Genomic DNA, 13824 nt, shown 5'->3' on the forward strand with positions numbered 1-13824 from the left:
GCCAATCAAAAATAAGTAAATGTTCCACTTTTATGTAAAAGCAGAAGTGCTTTACTGAATCAACATACTGCAAAGACTGGATTCTAGAAAGACTACTGTTTTCATGAATTTAAAATATACCTGTTTAACCATTTGGCATGGTTAAACCGGAATGTATACCCCCAAAAAGATTTCCAACAGCCTGAGTAGCTGTACTGATTTTGATAGAAAAATAATTTATACAAATCTTTAAACTATGGCGAATTTGATGAAAAGTTTGCCAAGTTCTAAGTGTTTCCGCGATCGCAATCCCTCACACTCACTCATAAGGCGATCGCACTTGCCTTATCCCTTTAAGGCGAATACCTTGGGACTGGAAATATGAATTGCTGCGCGATCGCTCTCTAATGTAGAAGGGCGATCGCGTTTTTTGGGCTGCGGCAAGCATCAGGCTTTTGCCAATTGATGCGGGAAGTAGGCTTTTGCAAGTCGTTTTTTGCGATCGTCCGATTTGAGCCAGATGCCATCGGCTCTAATAGTGGTGATGGTTGCGAAGGTCTCCTTATTTTTACCAACCAAAATAACTACTCTGTCTCCGATCCTAAAGTCACTCCTGGGGGATTGTTCACAACATTGCAAGTCAGTGAAGGTTAAGCTGAACCTGCCTTTTTCGGCAACGTGGCAGCTAGCCTCTGAGAATTCATCAAAAATTTGGAATACTTTTACTTCTCGCTTGAAAGATGCACTCCAGTAAGTAGCCTTCTCCTCGATGAGAGGTAAGGGGAGAGGATCAGACCCAGTACCACCCTTCGGATCAGACTGGGGAGAACTGCCAGAATCGTTGTCTGGTAAGGGTTTAATGGTCGTTTGACTAGGGTGTGTATTTTGGCACAGGATCGGGGGAGGATCAGTACGAGGATCAGACCCATTATTGTTGTCTGGCAAGGCATTCGGACTCATGCGATCCTCTACCTCACTTTTCGGCTCTAAAAATTCTGTGCTAGGCATTTTTTCGAGATTTTCTGCACCTTGAGGATCACTAGAGGCTGTATTGCTTACTGTGTCTAAACATTGGATCTGATCCTGGGTCTGATCCTCGTACTGATCCTGTTTTTTTATACCAGATTTGAATATTGGCTGTAAGGCATTACTGTCAGTTGTTACAGGAGATGAGGGGGTCTGATCCGAGGGGTGATCCTCCCCCGATCCTTCGTAGGCTAAAAAGTAAACGTTCGGCTTGACCTTCTCACCTTTAGCTGCTGGGTGACGTTTGACGCTAATTAGCCCATCAGCTGATAATTCTCCGAGATAGCGACGAGCATAAGCTTTGGAAATGCCTAACCGATGGGCTATCTCTTCACCGGTGAATTTGATATTTCTGTTGTCAGATAAAAGTTGTAAGGTTGCTTCTTTGGCAGATTGACCAGGGCCACCAAGTTCGTCTCCCTCTTCACCCAGGAAAGTGAAGCTGAGGTCTTCGCTGTTGAAGTACATGCGATACTTCTTGCCGCTCGATCGCGATCGCGATTTGTCGATTTCTAATATCCGGTCGTAGGGGGTAGCTGTTTCTTTGTTGTCCTTGGTCAGTGTCCAGACTTCGCTAACCGCATTTCTAATTGCGGTTGTGCCACGCACGCCACCTTCTTTATTTGTGTGGTGAATGATTACAAAGGTGGTTTTGTATTGGGCAGCCAGCCCGGTCATCTCCAAAATGGGGCGAGCATACTCCATTTCTGATTCGCGGTAAATTGAGAAGCGATTGGCAGTCGATAGCGAGTCGATGAAAACAAGCTCTGGCTGGAATTCCCTTAAGTCTTGGATGAGCGTTGGTATGTTCTCGGCACTCCAGCCAAAACGGACGCGAACTGAGTTGCCAATATCTTGCTCTGAGTAACCGAGAGAATCCAAGGCTTGCAGCATATCACCTGGGCTTTCGTCTCCTTGGTAGTAAAGAATCTTCCTTTTACCTGTGGTTACAAATGGGCCGAATTGAGTGCCTTGAATCAAAATTTTACCAATGGCATAACTAAATTTGGTTTTACCAATTCCACCATCTGAGGCTAGCAAGATTGTTGTACTTTGGGGAATTAGACCATTTAATAGCCACTCTCTAACTGTAGAACCTGCTAATTCTTTTAACTCTTCGTATGTGAGTAATTTAGTACATTGGGCAATAAGAGTTTTGAGGTAGAAGTGTTCTAAAAACCCCATTGAGAGGCGATGGTCTTCTGCTAGTCTTTTAAGCTTCAAAAGTCTCAGGGATGGCAAAGCACAAGTTGTATAAATAGTTGTCAGTTCTGAGAGTAATCTATCGTGCAACCATTGCTCATGCTCATCCTTAGTTGCCGCAACGGGAAGTTCGATAACTGACCGAGTTTTCTGTGCAACCATTGAAAAAATTTCCGGGATATCTAACTCTGTTTCATATCCTAGATGGTTGATTTCATTAGCGACACGGATTAAGTCACGTCGAACAGATGCATTAATAACTAATTCAGCTAGACTATCGATATTAACGGCGCTTACAGTTCTATCTAGTACAGTTGCTAGCTTGTTTCTACCCCCAATTGCAGACAAAATATTATGGTCTGATAACCAGCTAGTAACACTCAACAAATCAGTAGGTTTCTCTTTGTTGCAAAGCCTTAAACAAGCTTGGTAAATGTCTCTATGGGCACTGATATAAAAATGTTCTGGTTTTAATCTATTCTTAATTCGATAAATGGCTTCTGGGTCTAATAATATACCACCTAATATTGCTTCTTCTGCTTCTATATTGGATGGTGGTAATCTATCTACGTTGGGCTGAAAAGTTCTCTGTTCTTGGGGAAATTGATAAATGCCTTGTGTCATTTCTCTACCCCCACACTCGCTAGCTTTAAATTATTTGATGTGGTAGAATATAGGAAAGCAACGGCTATTTTACCGCCTAACCTTTGTAAGTATTTTTTCATTTTTTATTAATCCTTTATTGTTTGAATTCACCAGTTCCTAAATTGGTGAGTTTTTTTTGCGTGTGACAAGTTGCCTAGTTGCTGTTTAAAACTACCTCCTCTGATTAAGGTCACTCTGGATTTTCTTTAAGGTATTAAGGGTGTTGAATTCGGCTAAAAGTTTGGTGCAGGTTGGGTCTGAAGACTGTTGTCGCCCTTTGGCTTCGGCTAGCTCTGCGGCTAGTGCATAAGTTAGCTCTAGGGTGGAGAGCAGATGCCAACGTAGAATATCCACTGTGCGCTCTAGTTTGACTAGTCGTTCTTGGGTTGAGTCTTTGTTGGTGGGTGGCTTTTGCGGGGTGTTATTCACGATCGGAAAGCTGTAAAAACAACAGAAAATTATCTAATTCCTCTTCGGTCAACTGGAGGCGCGATCGCTTGCCGTAAAATTTCTGCAAATGCTCTCGACCCTGTTCTGTTGTCCAGCCCAATCGCTGCATTTCGGTATCTGTCTCGTTCATTAGGTCACGGAATCGTTGGGTGTCTTGGATCATTTAGAAACCGTCTACTATTTCTGCCTGTTCTACTGACTCTTCATCAACCTTTACGGCTGCAAGTAGGTTGCTAAATTGCGGCATCGGAGGTGCGTCTGGCTTAATACCTTGAGTTCGTAAAAATTCGGCTGTAGCATCCCACTCACTACGAACTTCATTTATTTTTTTCTCAAGGGCATAGCATTGCTTTTGTAGGATTGACCGTGCCTCATAAAGCTCATCAGCTTTGGGCCCAACAGCTTTTCTGGCTTCGCTTCTTAATGCTGTAACCACTGATTCAATGGTTTCTCCTTCTTCTAGTTCAACAGTGAAGCCAATGCGTTCGTTGCTGTAATCTCCAATAGAAATTAAGAAGTGGGCGTGGACTAATTTGATTTTCATGTGTTTGTTAGGAGTTAGGAGTTCTGAGTATTGAGCGATCGCTTAAGGGAATTCGGTGCGAAGGTGTTCTGGCACTCGTTGCCACCAAAATTTGATTTCCCCGTTTTCGTCCAAAATGCCTATGTAAAAGTACTTGGGGAAATCAGGATGCTGGAAGTTGATCCACTCCGGCGGGGGTGGCAGATGTTTTTTTGCTAGCTCAAATAATTCACCAGCATCAATTAGTTGTTCAGGTTGTTGTTCGCTCATTAGTTATTGGTTGTTGGGGATTGGATCTTTTGCGCTTGATCTCTGCTGCTGCCTCTTGCAATTTGCTTTTTAGTGAGGGAATTTCTTTTAATAAGTCCTGCAAGCTATGCAATGTGATTGCTGTTAGTAAGGTGGCTTCACTAATATCTAAATCTGGGTCAAGAGTGCGGATGCAGTCGATTAATTCGTCTAAGGCGTAAACAGCTGCAAGTCTTGTGTCAACTGCCTTTGCTGAGATTCGGTGTTTTTTAGTCATTGGCTAAGAGCGATCGCACTATTTACCTAGCAGGGGTGAAGTCAACGTAAACGTCATACCCTACATAAAACTGAGAGGCTGCCTCTGGGTTGGTGATTTGGAGTTCAATCCGTCCGGCTGGTGTCGCTTTCCAGAACTTCAGGTTTTCTTCGCTGGGTGGGTTAGTGGTTACTGGGGTGAGAATAACCGTTGATGTCTGGGTTTCGTGGTTGAAGCTGTTCTGGTGGCAGGTGAATTTAGCTCTGATCATTGGTTTTATTCGTTGGTGGTTAGTGGTCAATAAAAATGGCGGTTGACCTTGGTGCTGGTCAGCCGCCGCTAAACTTTAAGTATTCAAAAACTACCAACGCTGATCGCGTTCTAAGTCGTAAATTACTTTTTCTAGATACCAGTTGTCTGACTTGCCGGGATTGCGTCGCCTCTGCTGTAATAAGAGGCGTTTTGCTGTGGCTACATCTCCCTTGAGCAAGATAAGCAAGTCGCTTTGCAATGCTCTGTTTTTGGGGTCGTTCCGGTATGACTGAGAAACTTTGCCGTGTGGAATACTGGCACGATGCGCCACAAAGTTTTTCCATCGGCAGTGAAGATATTCGATTAGCTGTATTACTGCGATTACAAGGTACAGAAGTATTATGAGATTGACTAAAATTTCCATAGTGAATTGAGTTGGTAGAGCAACTCATTCCACCATCTACGGGTGTCACTGGTGCGAGCATCAGAGGATACCCGTATTTTTGTCCAAAGCTTTCTCGACAATTATTCATAGGCTTTAATCCTTTATGCATTGGGAAAACTTACGACTGCACACAACGAAGCCTTCCTGCCAGAGTGGCAGGAAGTCTATTCGTTATTGGTTGTCAGTTTTTGGTTCCGTCATATTGTTTGTTGGACCGAAGTGATCGGGTAATTCATCGGGTGTAATTTCCAGTGTTTTGAGCAAGGTTTTGTACTGAGAAGGAGTAAGCTTTGGGACAGATCGACCCTTCTCCCAGTTAGCTACGGTGTTTACCGTCACTCCGAGAGCATCAGCTAATTCTCTTTGAGTAACAAATCGAAGAGTCCTGAGTCTCATAAGGGCTGACAAGGGCTTTTTCGCCATCTTAACCTAAATCAATTGATATAAACAGGTTGATATTTTTTCTAAATTGATTTAGGCTTAGAACGAGTCTTGCCTAAACCAATTTAGGAAAAGAAAGCAAAAAAATTGCAGGCACAACATAGGTTGAGCGCCTAAAAGTACCTGCATTTTTTCCTAGTTTCTCACCCAGAACGCAATCAAGTAGAGATAGCAGCCTACCGCCATTGAGGCAACGCAAAGACCTGCTAGCGCTGAGTGACTTACTAGAGAAACAAACCTCACCCCAAACCAGGCAGAGATAGCAGCCTGTCAGCACTGAGCAAATACCAAAGACCTGCTAGGGGAAAGTGACAACGGACAACTGACAACTGCATTCACCCATAAGTCGTAGCGTCGCGGGGTTAGCGGTTCCCATTAAAAATCCAGAGCAAAGCGCCCTGGATATCCTCGACTCGATTGGCAAATAAAAACATTGAAAGAGTGGACGAAATGAATGTAACAGAAATCATCAACTATGTAGAGCAGAATTTTAACCGCGCTCAAGCGACAGGCTTAAACAGCCTAATCTTCCTAGCGCTGCGGGAACAGACTACTGTGGTGCATCAAAGAAAGGAACAGGGCTTTGATGACATCCCCAGGCATATTGCCGCCTGGTGCGATGAACTTCCAGACCAATACCTTTTAGCGATCGCAACAGCGATCAACACCCACTTATTAGACGAACTGACAAACACATTAATGTTTGCGAAATGCTCAAAACCATGTTGTACAAGCAATTGAGCCACAAAAACCGCCCACATTACCCTGCGACTATTAACGTACTTGTGAGGCACACATCACCAACTAATGACGGACTATCGATTAACTAATGAAGCACACGTGACCCACTATGACCGACCAACAGATAACAGATCGAGCCATTACTAACGGTAAATCGACCACCAACAGGAGCGATCGCAAAGGCAGACCACGAGAGTGGAAAGAAATGGCAGACGATCCGCTTTCTGAGGGATTTGATTCTCACCAAGCTGAATACGTAGTAGGTAGAACTCAGGTAGGCTTTGGGACTTTAGAACCCGGTCAACTGTTTTCTCGCTCAAAAACCGGGAAAAGCCTTTACGTCAAGCTAAATGATGGTCGGGCAGTTTGTCTTGACACCCGGCAACCCATCGAAGTTAGCCCAACAAGGCGAAAGACTTGGCAGATATGGCTTGTAACCCTTTTTAACAGTACTACTGCCACCAAAGCCGATTTTTAAAGGCGATCGCAGTCCGCATCAGGTTAGCGATCGCCCATCGAAAAACGGTGTTTTGCAAAGAAAACAACACGTTAACAAAATTATGACAGAAGACATCAACAAATCCTACGTCCAGCGCTATGTAAATCAAGCAAGATCCACAGATGACGAGAAATTGCAGAATAATGCACTTTACCGAGTCGGTACACACATGGAGGTTATCGACTGCGACGGCAACGACGATCTAACCGCAGAGCAAAGGAAGTCCGTACTGGATGCGGCCGACAAATTGCTAGGAGGGCAGTAGTGTATCAAGGAATCATTCTTTTTTGCACCATAGCAGCTCTAGTAATCGCGATCGCTGCCCTGTGCAAGCAGGAGAGCAGCCGTCCTTTCTACCTCAAAATCGAGGTGCAGTATGGCAGATGAGCAAAAAATAGTTGTAGAGGTTCCGAGCAGTAGCGGTCACTATTCCCCATTCCCCATTCCCCAATCATCCAAACTGGAGGAATTCAAAAAGGGGTGGATAAACGCGATCGCCCTGCCCGATAATCTGCCAGACTTAGCTTATAGCCTTACTTCTACCGTAGCGATACCTGCTTTATTAAGTAGCTGTTGGGTAAGCTTACCCATGCCTGGATTTATCCGCCTGGGGGTGTTGGGAGTATTAGCGATCGCCGGAATTGTGATTCTCTACTTGCGGCAAGCCGTGCCAGAGGTCAAGGATATTCTGCTGTTGCGGGTTGGATTGGTTGCTGTGGGGGTACTGCTGGGAATATGAGCAGCGATCTACACCCATCCCAGTTACATCAACACTTGCAAATGTACGCCTGTGCCAAGTGGTCATTCTGGGGTAGTCTGGTTGTCAGCTGTGGCTTGCTGTTTTTGGGAGCGAGTCAAAAGCCAGAATCGAAGCCGTGGATATTAGCGGCATCCGTGGGGGCTTTAGAAGTCGGTCGCAGACATCGCCAAACAGCGAAACTCCTACAGGAATCACTTGGCGACATCGACCGAGCATCGCGGCTCAACTTCCAAGCCTGGGCAAAAGCCAACACTCAACCGACAGCACAGCTAGCGGTTACAGTTGGTGCTATTGATGCCAACTGGCAACCAGAGAACTTAATCACTGATCCGGTTGAATACATCCAGAAGAAACAAAAACACGTTGCTTTGGTTGGTGGCACGGGTGACGGTAAATCAACCTTTACCCAGTACCTATCCTCAAAAATCGGCGGTCGAGTTGTCGTTTACGACAGCGACGCGAAACCCGATGATTGGTCGTGGATTAATCAAGCGGATGTCATCGGCAGGAAAGGCAACTTCAAAGCCATCGACACCGCAATGGGTAATGACCTCAAAACCTTAGAGGAGCTTGTGGAGCTTCGCGGAGAGGGGGGAGATAACGCGATCGCCGGTCGGGAACGATTCATGATTGCCGAAGAATTCCCCATTTTGGTCGATGAATGCGACAATTCCACCTACTGGATCAAACGTCACGCCAAACGGGGCAGGCGATACAAGCAGTTCATTTGCGCGCTAGCCCAAAACGACACCGCCGAAAACTTCGGTTTACAAGGAGACAAAGACACGCTCTACAGCTGCTTTTGCCTCGTCCGATTGGGGCAGTTCGGGCGAGATTACGCCAGGACTAAACTTAAAGATCCTCAACTAGAACAGTGGTTAAAAGCAGGTGGTAAAAGGCGATTCATGGTCGATGACTGCCCTTGTGAACTAGACCTGAGCAACTGGGGAGCAGGGAACAGGGGGCAGCCGGAAAACTCCGGCGGGGGAAAAGAGGAGGTGCGATCACAACCGTCAGCCATGAATGAGTTTGAGCAATTTATTCTCAACTGGGGTCAACAGCACCCAGGAGAGGTTTTAAAGGCTGGAATGCTCAGTCGAGGTGCGCGGCTATTCGATGGTATGCAGCCAGACGAGATAAGAATTTTCTTCGTTTCTATGGCTGACAGGGGATTGGGGGAAGTGGAAGGAAATGGCGATCGCTTGGGCTGGAGGTGGTCAAAGTAATGTCTACAGTTTGCCTACAGTTCGTCTACTCTTTGCCTAAGCCGGGTTATAGGCGAGTTAGCTATCCTCTCTCAAATACTGTGAGAGCTTAGTTAACCCTCAATACCTGACCACCAATTAAACTTTAGACCGTCTACACTGCCTACAATTTTTGAAATTTAAAAATTCGGCTGTAGACGGCTAAAATCCTTGCTGGTAGCGGATTTTGGCAACTGTAGACAAAATTTTCTGGATTTAAAAAACTTAGAAATTCCAAATAATTTTTAACTCTGCGATGACTCAAAGAACTTGTCCTCGATGCGATTGCACGACGCTGCAATATCAAGAAAATTATGGTTATTGGGAGTGTTTAGACTGCGGTCATGTCTGGGGGTTGGATGCTGACGATCCAGATTATGACGAAATAGAACTCTGCTCGAAGTGCCACGGTAAAGGAGTGCTTACCTTTGATGGCGCAGATTTCTCCTGTACCATGTGCGATGGCAGAGGGAGCTTTTAGCTAATGGATGCTGAGGATAGGTGGATTAGCGTCGATAAACGCAGTAATAAGCTTGTCATCCGTTTTAGCGTGCGGGGTCTTGGACAACTTTTTGTTAGTTCTGGTTTAGAAGATACTCCCCAAAATCGTGCTTTGGTGCGGATTAAAAGGGATATGATTGTCAGCGACATCACCCTTGAGCGCTTTGATACCACACTCAAAAGCTACCAATTTCAGCCCAGACGTAACGCTATAGTTACATCAAATTTGAGTGCAACTTATGAATTTAATCTAAGTGAGTTGTGGGAGAAATTCAGCGAATTCAAAAAGTCACTCCTAGAACCCACCACAATTATTGCTAAGTACAAGGCGACTGGCAGATATATTGCTAAACTGCCGACAGCAGAATTGGTGCACGCCGCAATCATTCGGGACTGGTTGCTCAAAAACACCACGCACCTGATGTCTTGGGTGTTGCTGAATCATTTTAGTGAGTGTTGCGCCTGGGCTGTGACTTCTGGGCTAATTGCTACTAATCCCTTTGAAAAACTCAAAATCAAAAAACCCCGCCGCAAAAGCACCGAAGAGGAGCATGAAGCATTCACCCTCAAAGAGCGCGACTTAATTATTTATACCTTTGAGCATCATCCAGTCCATAACCACCACGCCAATTTAATCAAATTTCTCTTTTTCACAGGAGCGCGGCTGGGGGAAACGTTCGCCCTGACCTGGGGAGATATCCAAGCTAATTGCACCCGAATTTTATTTAATAAGTCTTGCAATCTCTATCGAGTGCGTAAAGGTACAAAAAACGGCAAGCGCCGCATATTCCCAACTAGCGAGGGGTCGAAATTACAGCAGATGCTTTTAGAGATGAAAGCCAACTCAGAGGACTTAAAACCAAGCGGGCTGGTGTTTGTCTCCAAGACGGGTAAGCCGTACAACAGCTGCATCATGCAGCAATTTTGGAATGTCAAGATTATGTTTCGGGGCAACAAGCGCACCGAATACCCAGGAGTAGTAGGTGCGCTTGCAGCGCAGGGACTTGTGCCTTACTTGAAGCCTTATGCCACGCGCCACACTTTCGCTACTTGGGCCATCGCGTCGGGGGCGACACCGGAAAAAGTCGCTTTGTGGATTGGGGACGAGGTGCAAACGGTTTTGAAATATTACTGTCACCCGAACGTGGTAGATTCTGAATGCCCTGATTTTTAATTTTGATGGCAGTAACGCTACTAATTGCTAATACAAAATCCCTTTAAAATAGGGGTTTTATTGTAATACTATATTTGACATGATTGTTTTACCACCAGATTTAGATAGAGAAACTATAGAAGTTGAGCGCAATCTTTTAAAAAAGGAATTACGGCGCTTTGTGGAGTTTGCTGATTTAGCTGATAATGCTGGAGAAGCAAGAATGAAGTTACTTGATTTACAAAAGCGATATGGTTTATTAGATATTTGATGATGAATTATATAGTTGTATTTTTTTGTAAAAATTTTCAATTTTTGAAAAAACAAGCATTAAGTATGAAATAATAAAATTATGAATTAGATCATAATGGAGTGTAAATAGCTTTAAAATTTTTACTTACATCCCATTATAATCTCGATTATTAATATTAATAATAACAGAATAGTATTCAATAATAAAGTCTTTTATCAAATAAAATTATAAATTTGAAAAAATAGTTTTGGCCAAATTAGAGATAACGCTAACAGTGGCTTTACGGAGGTAAAGACAGTACTAGAGAAAGTTAAAATATAGAAAATCTATATTTCCAAACCGAAGATGTCACAAGATGCGAATATCGATGATGTGCAAGAGCCAATAAACAGCGCTCCACCGGAGGTACGGCGAATTATTGAGCGGGTATGGAAGCTGGAAAAAGGCAGGCTAGATAAAAAGATTAACAGCCATATAAATGATAATATTTTGGACATTATTAAGGAAGAGGTGCGATGAAGCTGACTTCAATCAAGCTCTGCAACTTTCGCTCCTTTTATGGTACGACACCAGAGATGCTTCTGGCTGGCGGAGATGTTCAAAACACAACAATTATTCATGGGAATAATGGCTCTGGAAAAACCAGTTTACTAAATGCCTTTACTTGGGTATTATATGAAAAATTTAGTGCAGCGTTTGCATCAATAGAACAGTTAGTAAATAAGCGTGCGATCGCAGAAGCTCAAAAAGGTCAAGCTGTAGAATGTTGGGTAGAGATTGGCTGGGAACATGAAGGTAAACGCTATCGAGTTAAACGCGCCTGTCGGGGTTATAAAAACGAAGGTGATTTTGACGCTGGCAAAACTCAATTAACCATGTGGGTTGGTGCGGATGATGGCAAATGGAATATACCAACTCAGCAACCAGACGATATAATTAATCAAATTTTACCCGCTACTTTACATCAATATTTTTTCTTTGACGGCGAACGAATTGAAGAAATAGTCCGTTCTGACAAAAAAGCTGAAATTGCTGAAGCTACAAAAATCTTCTTGGGTGTAGAAGTAATCAACCGTTCTATCAGACACTTGGGAGATGCTAAAAAAGTTCTAGAAAATGAGTTAAAAGCTATTGGTGATTCTGAAATTAAACAACTATTACGACAGCAAGAAAAGATAGAACGCGAACGCGAACGTATTACCAAACGACAAACTGAAATTAAAGAAGAGTTAGAATATCAACAAACCTTTAAAAAAGAGACAAGTAACCGTTTGCGAGAACTGAGCGCTGCTAAGGAATTGCAAGAAAGATGGCAGAATTTAGAATCGCAGAAAGCGGCAAATCAAGAAGAATATAAAAAAACTAAAGAAGCACTGAAAAAAGTTATCTCTGCGCGGGGTTATACAGTTTTACTGTCAGAAACTACAGCACAGTTTCGAGGGATTATCAATGATTTGAAGCAGCGCGGCGAGTTAACATCAGGAATTTCGCGGGAATTTGTCAGTGATTTACTCAATTCTCAACGCTGTATATGTGGTGCAGAATTACATGAGGGGAATCATTCTCATACTCATGTGAGTACTTGGTTAAATAAAGCAGGTTCCTCAGCAGTAGAAGAAACTGCAATTCGGATGAGCGCTCAAGTAGATGAAATTGATAAGCAAGCAATAGGTTTTTGGGAAGAAGTTGACAGAGAACAAACTAGGATTAATCAGTTAAGGCAAAGCATATCTCAAATTGAAGGCGACTTAGATAATATTCAAGAACGGTTGCGAAAAGATGCTAATGAAGAAATTAGCAGTTTGCAAAAACGGTTAGATGAAATTGAAAGTAAAATTGATGAATTGAATCGAGAACAAGGTGCAAATCAGCAGCAAATTGCTCAACTCACAACTGAGATTGAAGGTTTAAACAAACAAATTGCCAAGCAAAAGCTGAATGAAGACAAGCAAACTTTAGCACAGCGACGAATTAACGCCGCTCAAGATGCAATTGAACGGTTAACGGAAGTTAGAAATCGTCAAGAACAACAATTTCGCCTGCAACTAGAAAAGCGAGTGCAAGAAATATTTACGGAAATTTCTGTGACTCCCTACATTCCTAAAATTAGTGAAAAATATGAACTGACATTAGTAGAAAATACCACAGGTGTAGAAGCACCAGTTGCAGCTTCTACTGGGGAAAATCAAATTCTCAGTTTATCTTTTATTGCCAGTATTATTGACAAAGTAAGGGAATGGAGTGAGAAGCGAAAAATGATGATGATTCCCGATAGTAGCACTTTCCCAATTGTGATGGATTCACCCTTCGGTAGTTTGGATGAAAATTCGCGGCGACACATTGCGAAGACAATTCCCCAATTAGCGAATCAGTTGATAGTTTTAGTAACTAAAACTCAATGGCGGGGTGAAGTTGAAGCAGAAATGACAAACAGAATTGGTAGAGAATATGTGCTTACGTATTATTCTTCTAAGCCGGATTGCGAACAAGATTATATTGAATTGGGTGGGGAAAGATATCCTTTGGTGAAACAAAGTCCGAATGAGTTTGAGTATACTGAAATTATCGCGGTTGAACGTAATCTTTAAAGGATAAAGTTATGCTTGCGAGTCCAGATGGAAATTATATGTCTCCCCAAGAATACCTGGAATGGGAAGAACGCCAAGAAATTAAATATGAATATATTGATGGTGAAGTTTTCGCCATGACTGGGGGTACTCTTCCTCATAATGATATTGCTTTAAACTTAGCTTCAGCGTTAAAAAGTCACCTGCGAGGAAGTGGGTGTCGTGTGAATATGGCGGATGGGAAAGTAGGTGTCTCTGAAAACGGGCCTTTTCATTATCCCGATGTTGTGGTGAGTTGCGATGAACGGGATAAACAAGCTATTCAATTTCTCCAATATCCTTGTTTAATTGTTGAAGTTCTTTCCCCAAGTACGGAAGCTTACGATAGAGGTACAAAATTTACGCGGTATCGTCGCATTCAGACTTTGCAAGAATACGTCCTCATCGATGCTGAAAAAATTGGTTTAGATTGCTTCCGGTTAAATGATAGAGGACTCTGGGAATTACATCCTTATGAAGCTGGGGATGAGGTTCATTTAACCAGTGTTGATTTTCACTTTCCGATATCCTTGGTGTATGAGGATGTTCAGTTTCCTATTTAAATTAGGATTATCCTCTATTCATGATTAGGGGTTTT

20 protein-coding genes and 1 pseudogene are annotated in these 13824 nt (G+C 43.2%); 10 read left to right on the plus strand and 11 right to left on the minus strand.

What is annotated here, in order from left to right; translation table 11 throughout:
- Positions 1-298: 298 nt before the first annotated feature.
- The 10 genes from NSTC731_RS01295 to NSTC731_RS01340 form a co-directional block, all read right to left on the minus strand.
- Positions 299-427: a hypothetical protein gene (locus tag NSTC731_RS01295; protein WP_445629276.1), complete on the minus strand. Its 129-nt coding sequence runs from the start codon at positions 425-427 to the stop codon at positions 299-301.
- Positions 427-2832, minus strand: a complete 2406-nt coding sequence (locus NSTC731_RS01300; protein WP_445629277.1) for a DnaB-like helicase N-terminal domain-containing protein — start codon at positions 2830-2832, stop codon at positions 427-429. The genes NSTC731_RS01295 and NSTC731_RS01300 overlap by 1 nt, the downstream gene beginning before the upstream one ends.
- Before the next feature lie 192 nt (positions 2833-3024).
- On the minus strand, positions 3025-3282 hold the full coding sequence (locus NSTC731_RS01305; RefSeq protein ID WP_445626454.1) for a hypothetical protein: 258 nt from the start codon (positions 3280-3282) through the stop codon (positions 3025-3027).
- The gene (locus NSTC731_RS01310; RefSeq protein ID WP_445629278.1) at positions 3275-3466 is read right to left on the minus strand and encodes a hypothetical protein; all 192 of its coding nucleotides are present in this window, start codon (positions 3464-3466) and stop codon (positions 3275-3277) included. The genes NSTC731_RS01305 and NSTC731_RS01310 overlap by 8 nt, the downstream gene beginning before the upstream one ends.
- The gene (locus tag NSTC731_RS01315; RefSeq protein WP_445629279.1) at positions 3467-3847 is read right to left on the minus strand and encodes a hypothetical protein; all 381 of its coding nucleotides are present in this window, start codon (positions 3845-3847) and stop codon (positions 3467-3469) included. It lies immediately after the preceding gene.
- 42 nt (positions 3848-3889) lie between these two features.
- Complete coding sequence (locus tag NSTC731_RS01320; RefSeq protein ID WP_445629280.1) at positions 3890-4096, minus strand: hypothetical protein; 207 nt, start codon at positions 4094-4096, stop codon at positions 3890-3892.
- Entirely contained in the window at positions 4077-4352 is a 276-nt protein-coding gene (locus NSTC731_RS01325; RefSeq protein WP_445629281.1) for a hypothetical protein, read from the minus strand. Before NSTC731_RS01325 ends, NSTC731_RS01320 begins: the two co-directional genes overlap by 20 nt.
- A gap of 22 nt (positions 4353-4374) precedes the next feature.
- Positions 4375-4602 carry a hypothetical protein gene (locus tag NSTC731_RS01330; RefSeq protein WP_445629282.1) on the minus strand — a complete coding sequence of 76 codons (228 nt, stop codon included), beginning with the start codon at positions 4600-4602 and terminating at the stop codon, positions 4375-4377.
- A 90-nt stretch (positions 4603-4692) separates the two neighbouring features.
- The gene (locus tag NSTC731_RS01335) at positions 4693-4914 is read right to left on the minus strand and encodes a hypothetical protein (RefSeq protein WP_445629283.1); all 222 of its coding nucleotides are present in this window, start codon (positions 4912-4914) and stop codon (positions 4693-4695) included.
- A 285-nt stretch (positions 4915-5199) separates the two neighbouring features.
- Entirely contained in the window at positions 5200-5451 is a 252-nt protein-coding gene (locus tag NSTC731_RS01340; protein WP_445629284.1) for a helix-turn-helix domain-containing protein, read from the minus strand.
- 468 nt (positions 5452-5919) lie between these two features.
- Here NSTC731_RS01340 and NSTC731_RS01345 point away from each other — a divergent pair, with 468 nt between their 5' ends.
- A complete protein-coding gene (locus tag NSTC731_RS01345) occupies positions 5920-6210 on the plus strand; it encodes a hypothetical protein (protein ID WP_445629285.1) in 291 nt (96 codons plus the stop codon).
- A gap of 109 nt (positions 6211-6319) precedes the next feature.
- Positions 6320-6688, plus strand: a complete 369-nt coding sequence (locus NSTC731_RS01350) for a hypothetical protein (RefSeq protein WP_445626444.1) — start codon at positions 6320-6322, stop codon at positions 6686-6688.
- Here NSTC731_RS01350 and NSTC731_RS01355 read toward each other — a convergent pair.
- Positions 6663-6818, minus strand: a complete 156-nt coding sequence (locus tag NSTC731_RS01355; protein ID WP_445629286.1) for a hypothetical protein — start codon at positions 6816-6818, stop codon at positions 6663-6665. The two genes, NSTC731_RS01350 and NSTC731_RS01355, sit on opposite strands and share 26 nt — an antisense overlap.
- A 267-nt stretch (positions 6819-7085) precedes the next feature.
- Here NSTC731_RS01355 and NSTC731_RS01360 point away from each other — a divergent pair, with 267 nt between their 5' ends.
- The 8 genes and pseudogenes from NSTC731_RS01360 to NSTC731_RS01395 all read left to right on the plus strand — a co-directional run bounded on the left by NSTC731_RS01360 (position 7086) and on the right by NSTC731_RS01395 (position 13789).
- Positions 7086-7448 carry a hypothetical protein gene (locus NSTC731_RS01360; protein ID WP_445629287.1) on the plus strand — a complete coding sequence of 121 codons (363 nt, stop codon included), beginning with the start codon at positions 7086-7088 and terminating at the stop codon, positions 7446-7448.
- Entirely contained in the window at positions 7445-8695 is a 1251-nt protein-coding gene (locus NSTC731_RS01365) for a hypothetical protein (protein ID WP_445629288.1), read from the plus strand. The genes NSTC731_RS01360 and NSTC731_RS01365 overlap by 4 nt, the downstream gene beginning before the upstream one ends.
- Before the next feature lie 274 nt (positions 8696-8969).
- The gene (locus tag NSTC731_RS01370; protein ID WP_445629289.1) at positions 8970-9194 is read left to right on the plus strand and encodes a hypothetical protein; all 225 of its coding nucleotides are present in this window, start codon (positions 8970-8972) and stop codon (positions 9192-9194) included.
- A 3-nt stretch (positions 9195-9197) separates the two neighbouring features.
- Positions 9198-10388 carry a tyrosine-type recombinase/integrase gene (locus NSTC731_RS01375; protein ID WP_445629290.1) on the plus strand — a complete coding sequence of 397 codons (1191 nt, stop codon included), beginning with the start codon at positions 9198-9200 and terminating at the stop codon, positions 10386-10388.
- Positions 10389-10455: 67 nt separating this feature from the next.
- Positions 10456-10638 (plus strand): annotated as a pseudogene (locus NSTC731_RS01380) (helicase); the annotation flags it as partial.
- Positions 10639-10965: 327 nt separating this feature from the next.
- Entirely contained in the window at positions 10966-11139 is a 174-nt protein-coding gene (locus NSTC731_RS01385) for a hypothetical protein (protein ID WP_167306198.1), read from the plus strand.
- Positions 11136-13208, plus strand: a complete 2073-nt coding sequence (locus NSTC731_RS01390) for an AAA family ATPase (protein WP_445629291.1) — start codon at positions 11136-11138, stop codon at positions 13206-13208. Before NSTC731_RS01385 ends, NSTC731_RS01390 begins: the two co-directional genes overlap by 4 nt.
- 11 nt (positions 13209-13219) lie before the next feature.
- A complete protein-coding gene (locus tag NSTC731_RS01395; RefSeq protein ID WP_445629292.1) occupies positions 13220-13789 on the plus strand; it encodes a Uma2 family endonuclease in 570 nt (189 codons plus the stop codon).
- The last annotated feature ends 35 nt before the right edge of the window (positions 13790-13824 follow it).

The sequence above is a fragment of the Nostoc sp. DSM 114167 genome, from assembly GCF_052692655.1.

What these genes read in the sequence shown, in the direction of transcription:
- NSTC731_RS01295 (WP_445629276.1), bottom strand. Translation starts at nt 427, where the DNA reads ATGCTTGCCGCAGCCCAAAAAACGCGATCGCCCTTCTACATTAGAGAG.
- NSTC731_RS01300 (WP_445629277.1), bottom strand. Translation starts at nt 2,832, where the DNA reads ATGACACAAGGCATTTATCAATTTCCCCAAGAACAGAGAACTTTTCAG.
- NSTC731_RS01310 (WP_445629278.1), bottom strand. Translation starts at nt 3,466, where the DNA reads ATGATCCAAGACACCCAACGATTCCGTGACCTAATGAACGAGACAGAT.
- NSTC731_RS01315 (WP_445629279.1), bottom strand. Translation starts at nt 3,847, where the DNA reads ATGAAAATCAAATTAGTCCACGCCCACTTCTTAATTTCTATTGGAGAT.
- NSTC731_RS01320 (WP_445629280.1), bottom strand. Translation starts at nt 4,096, where the DNA reads ATGAGCGAACAACAACCTGAACAACTAATTGATGCTGGTGAATTATTT.
- NSTC731_RS01325 (WP_445629281.1), bottom strand. Translation starts at nt 4,352, where the DNA reads ATGACTAAAAAACACCGAATCTCAGCAAAGGCAGTTGACACAAGACTT.
- NSTC731_RS01330 (WP_445629282.1), bottom strand. Translation starts at nt 4,602, where the DNA reads ATGATCAGAGCTAAATTCACCTGCCACCAGAACAGCTTCAACCACGAA.
- NSTC731_RS01340 (WP_445629284.1), bottom strand. Translation starts at nt 5,451, where the DNA reads ATGGCGAAAAAGCCCTTGTCAGCCCTTATGAGACTCAGGACTCTTCGA.
- NSTC731_RS01345 (WP_445629285.1), top strand. Translation starts at nt 5,920, where the DNA reads ATGAATGTAACAGAAATCATCAACTATGTAGAGCAGAATTTTAACCGC.
- NSTC731_RS01350 (WP_445626444.1), top strand. Translation starts at nt 6,320, where the DNA reads ATGACCGACCAACAGATAACAGATCGAGCCATTACTAACGGTAAATCG.
- NSTC731_RS01360 (WP_445629287.1), top strand. Translation starts at nt 7,086, where the DNA reads ATGGCAGATGAGCAAAAAATAGTTGTAGAGGTTCCGAGCAGTAGCGGT.
- NSTC731_RS01365 (WP_445629288.1), top strand. Translation starts at nt 7,445, where the DNA reads ATGAGCAGCGATCTACACCCATCCCAGTTACATCAACACTTGCAAATG.
- NSTC731_RS01370 (WP_445629289.1), top strand. Translation starts at nt 8,970, where the DNA reads ATGACTCAAAGAACTTGTCCTCGATGCGATTGCACGACGCTGCAATAT.
- NSTC731_RS01375 (WP_445629290.1), top strand. Translation starts at nt 9,198, where the DNA reads ATGGATGCTGAGGATAGGTGGATTAGCGTCGATAAACGCAGTAATAAG.
- NSTC731_RS01385 (WP_167306198.1), top strand. Translation starts at nt 10,966, where the DNA reads ATGTCACAAGATGCGAATATCGATGATGTGCAAGAGCCAATAAACAGC.
- NSTC731_RS01390 (WP_445629291.1), top strand. Translation starts at nt 11,136, where the DNA reads ATGAAGCTGACTTCAATCAAGCTCTGCAACTTTCGCTCCTTTTATGGT.
- NSTC731_RS01395 (WP_445629292.1), top strand. Translation starts at nt 13,220, where the DNA reads ATGCTTGCGAGTCCAGATGGAAATTATATGTCTCCCCAAGAATACCTG.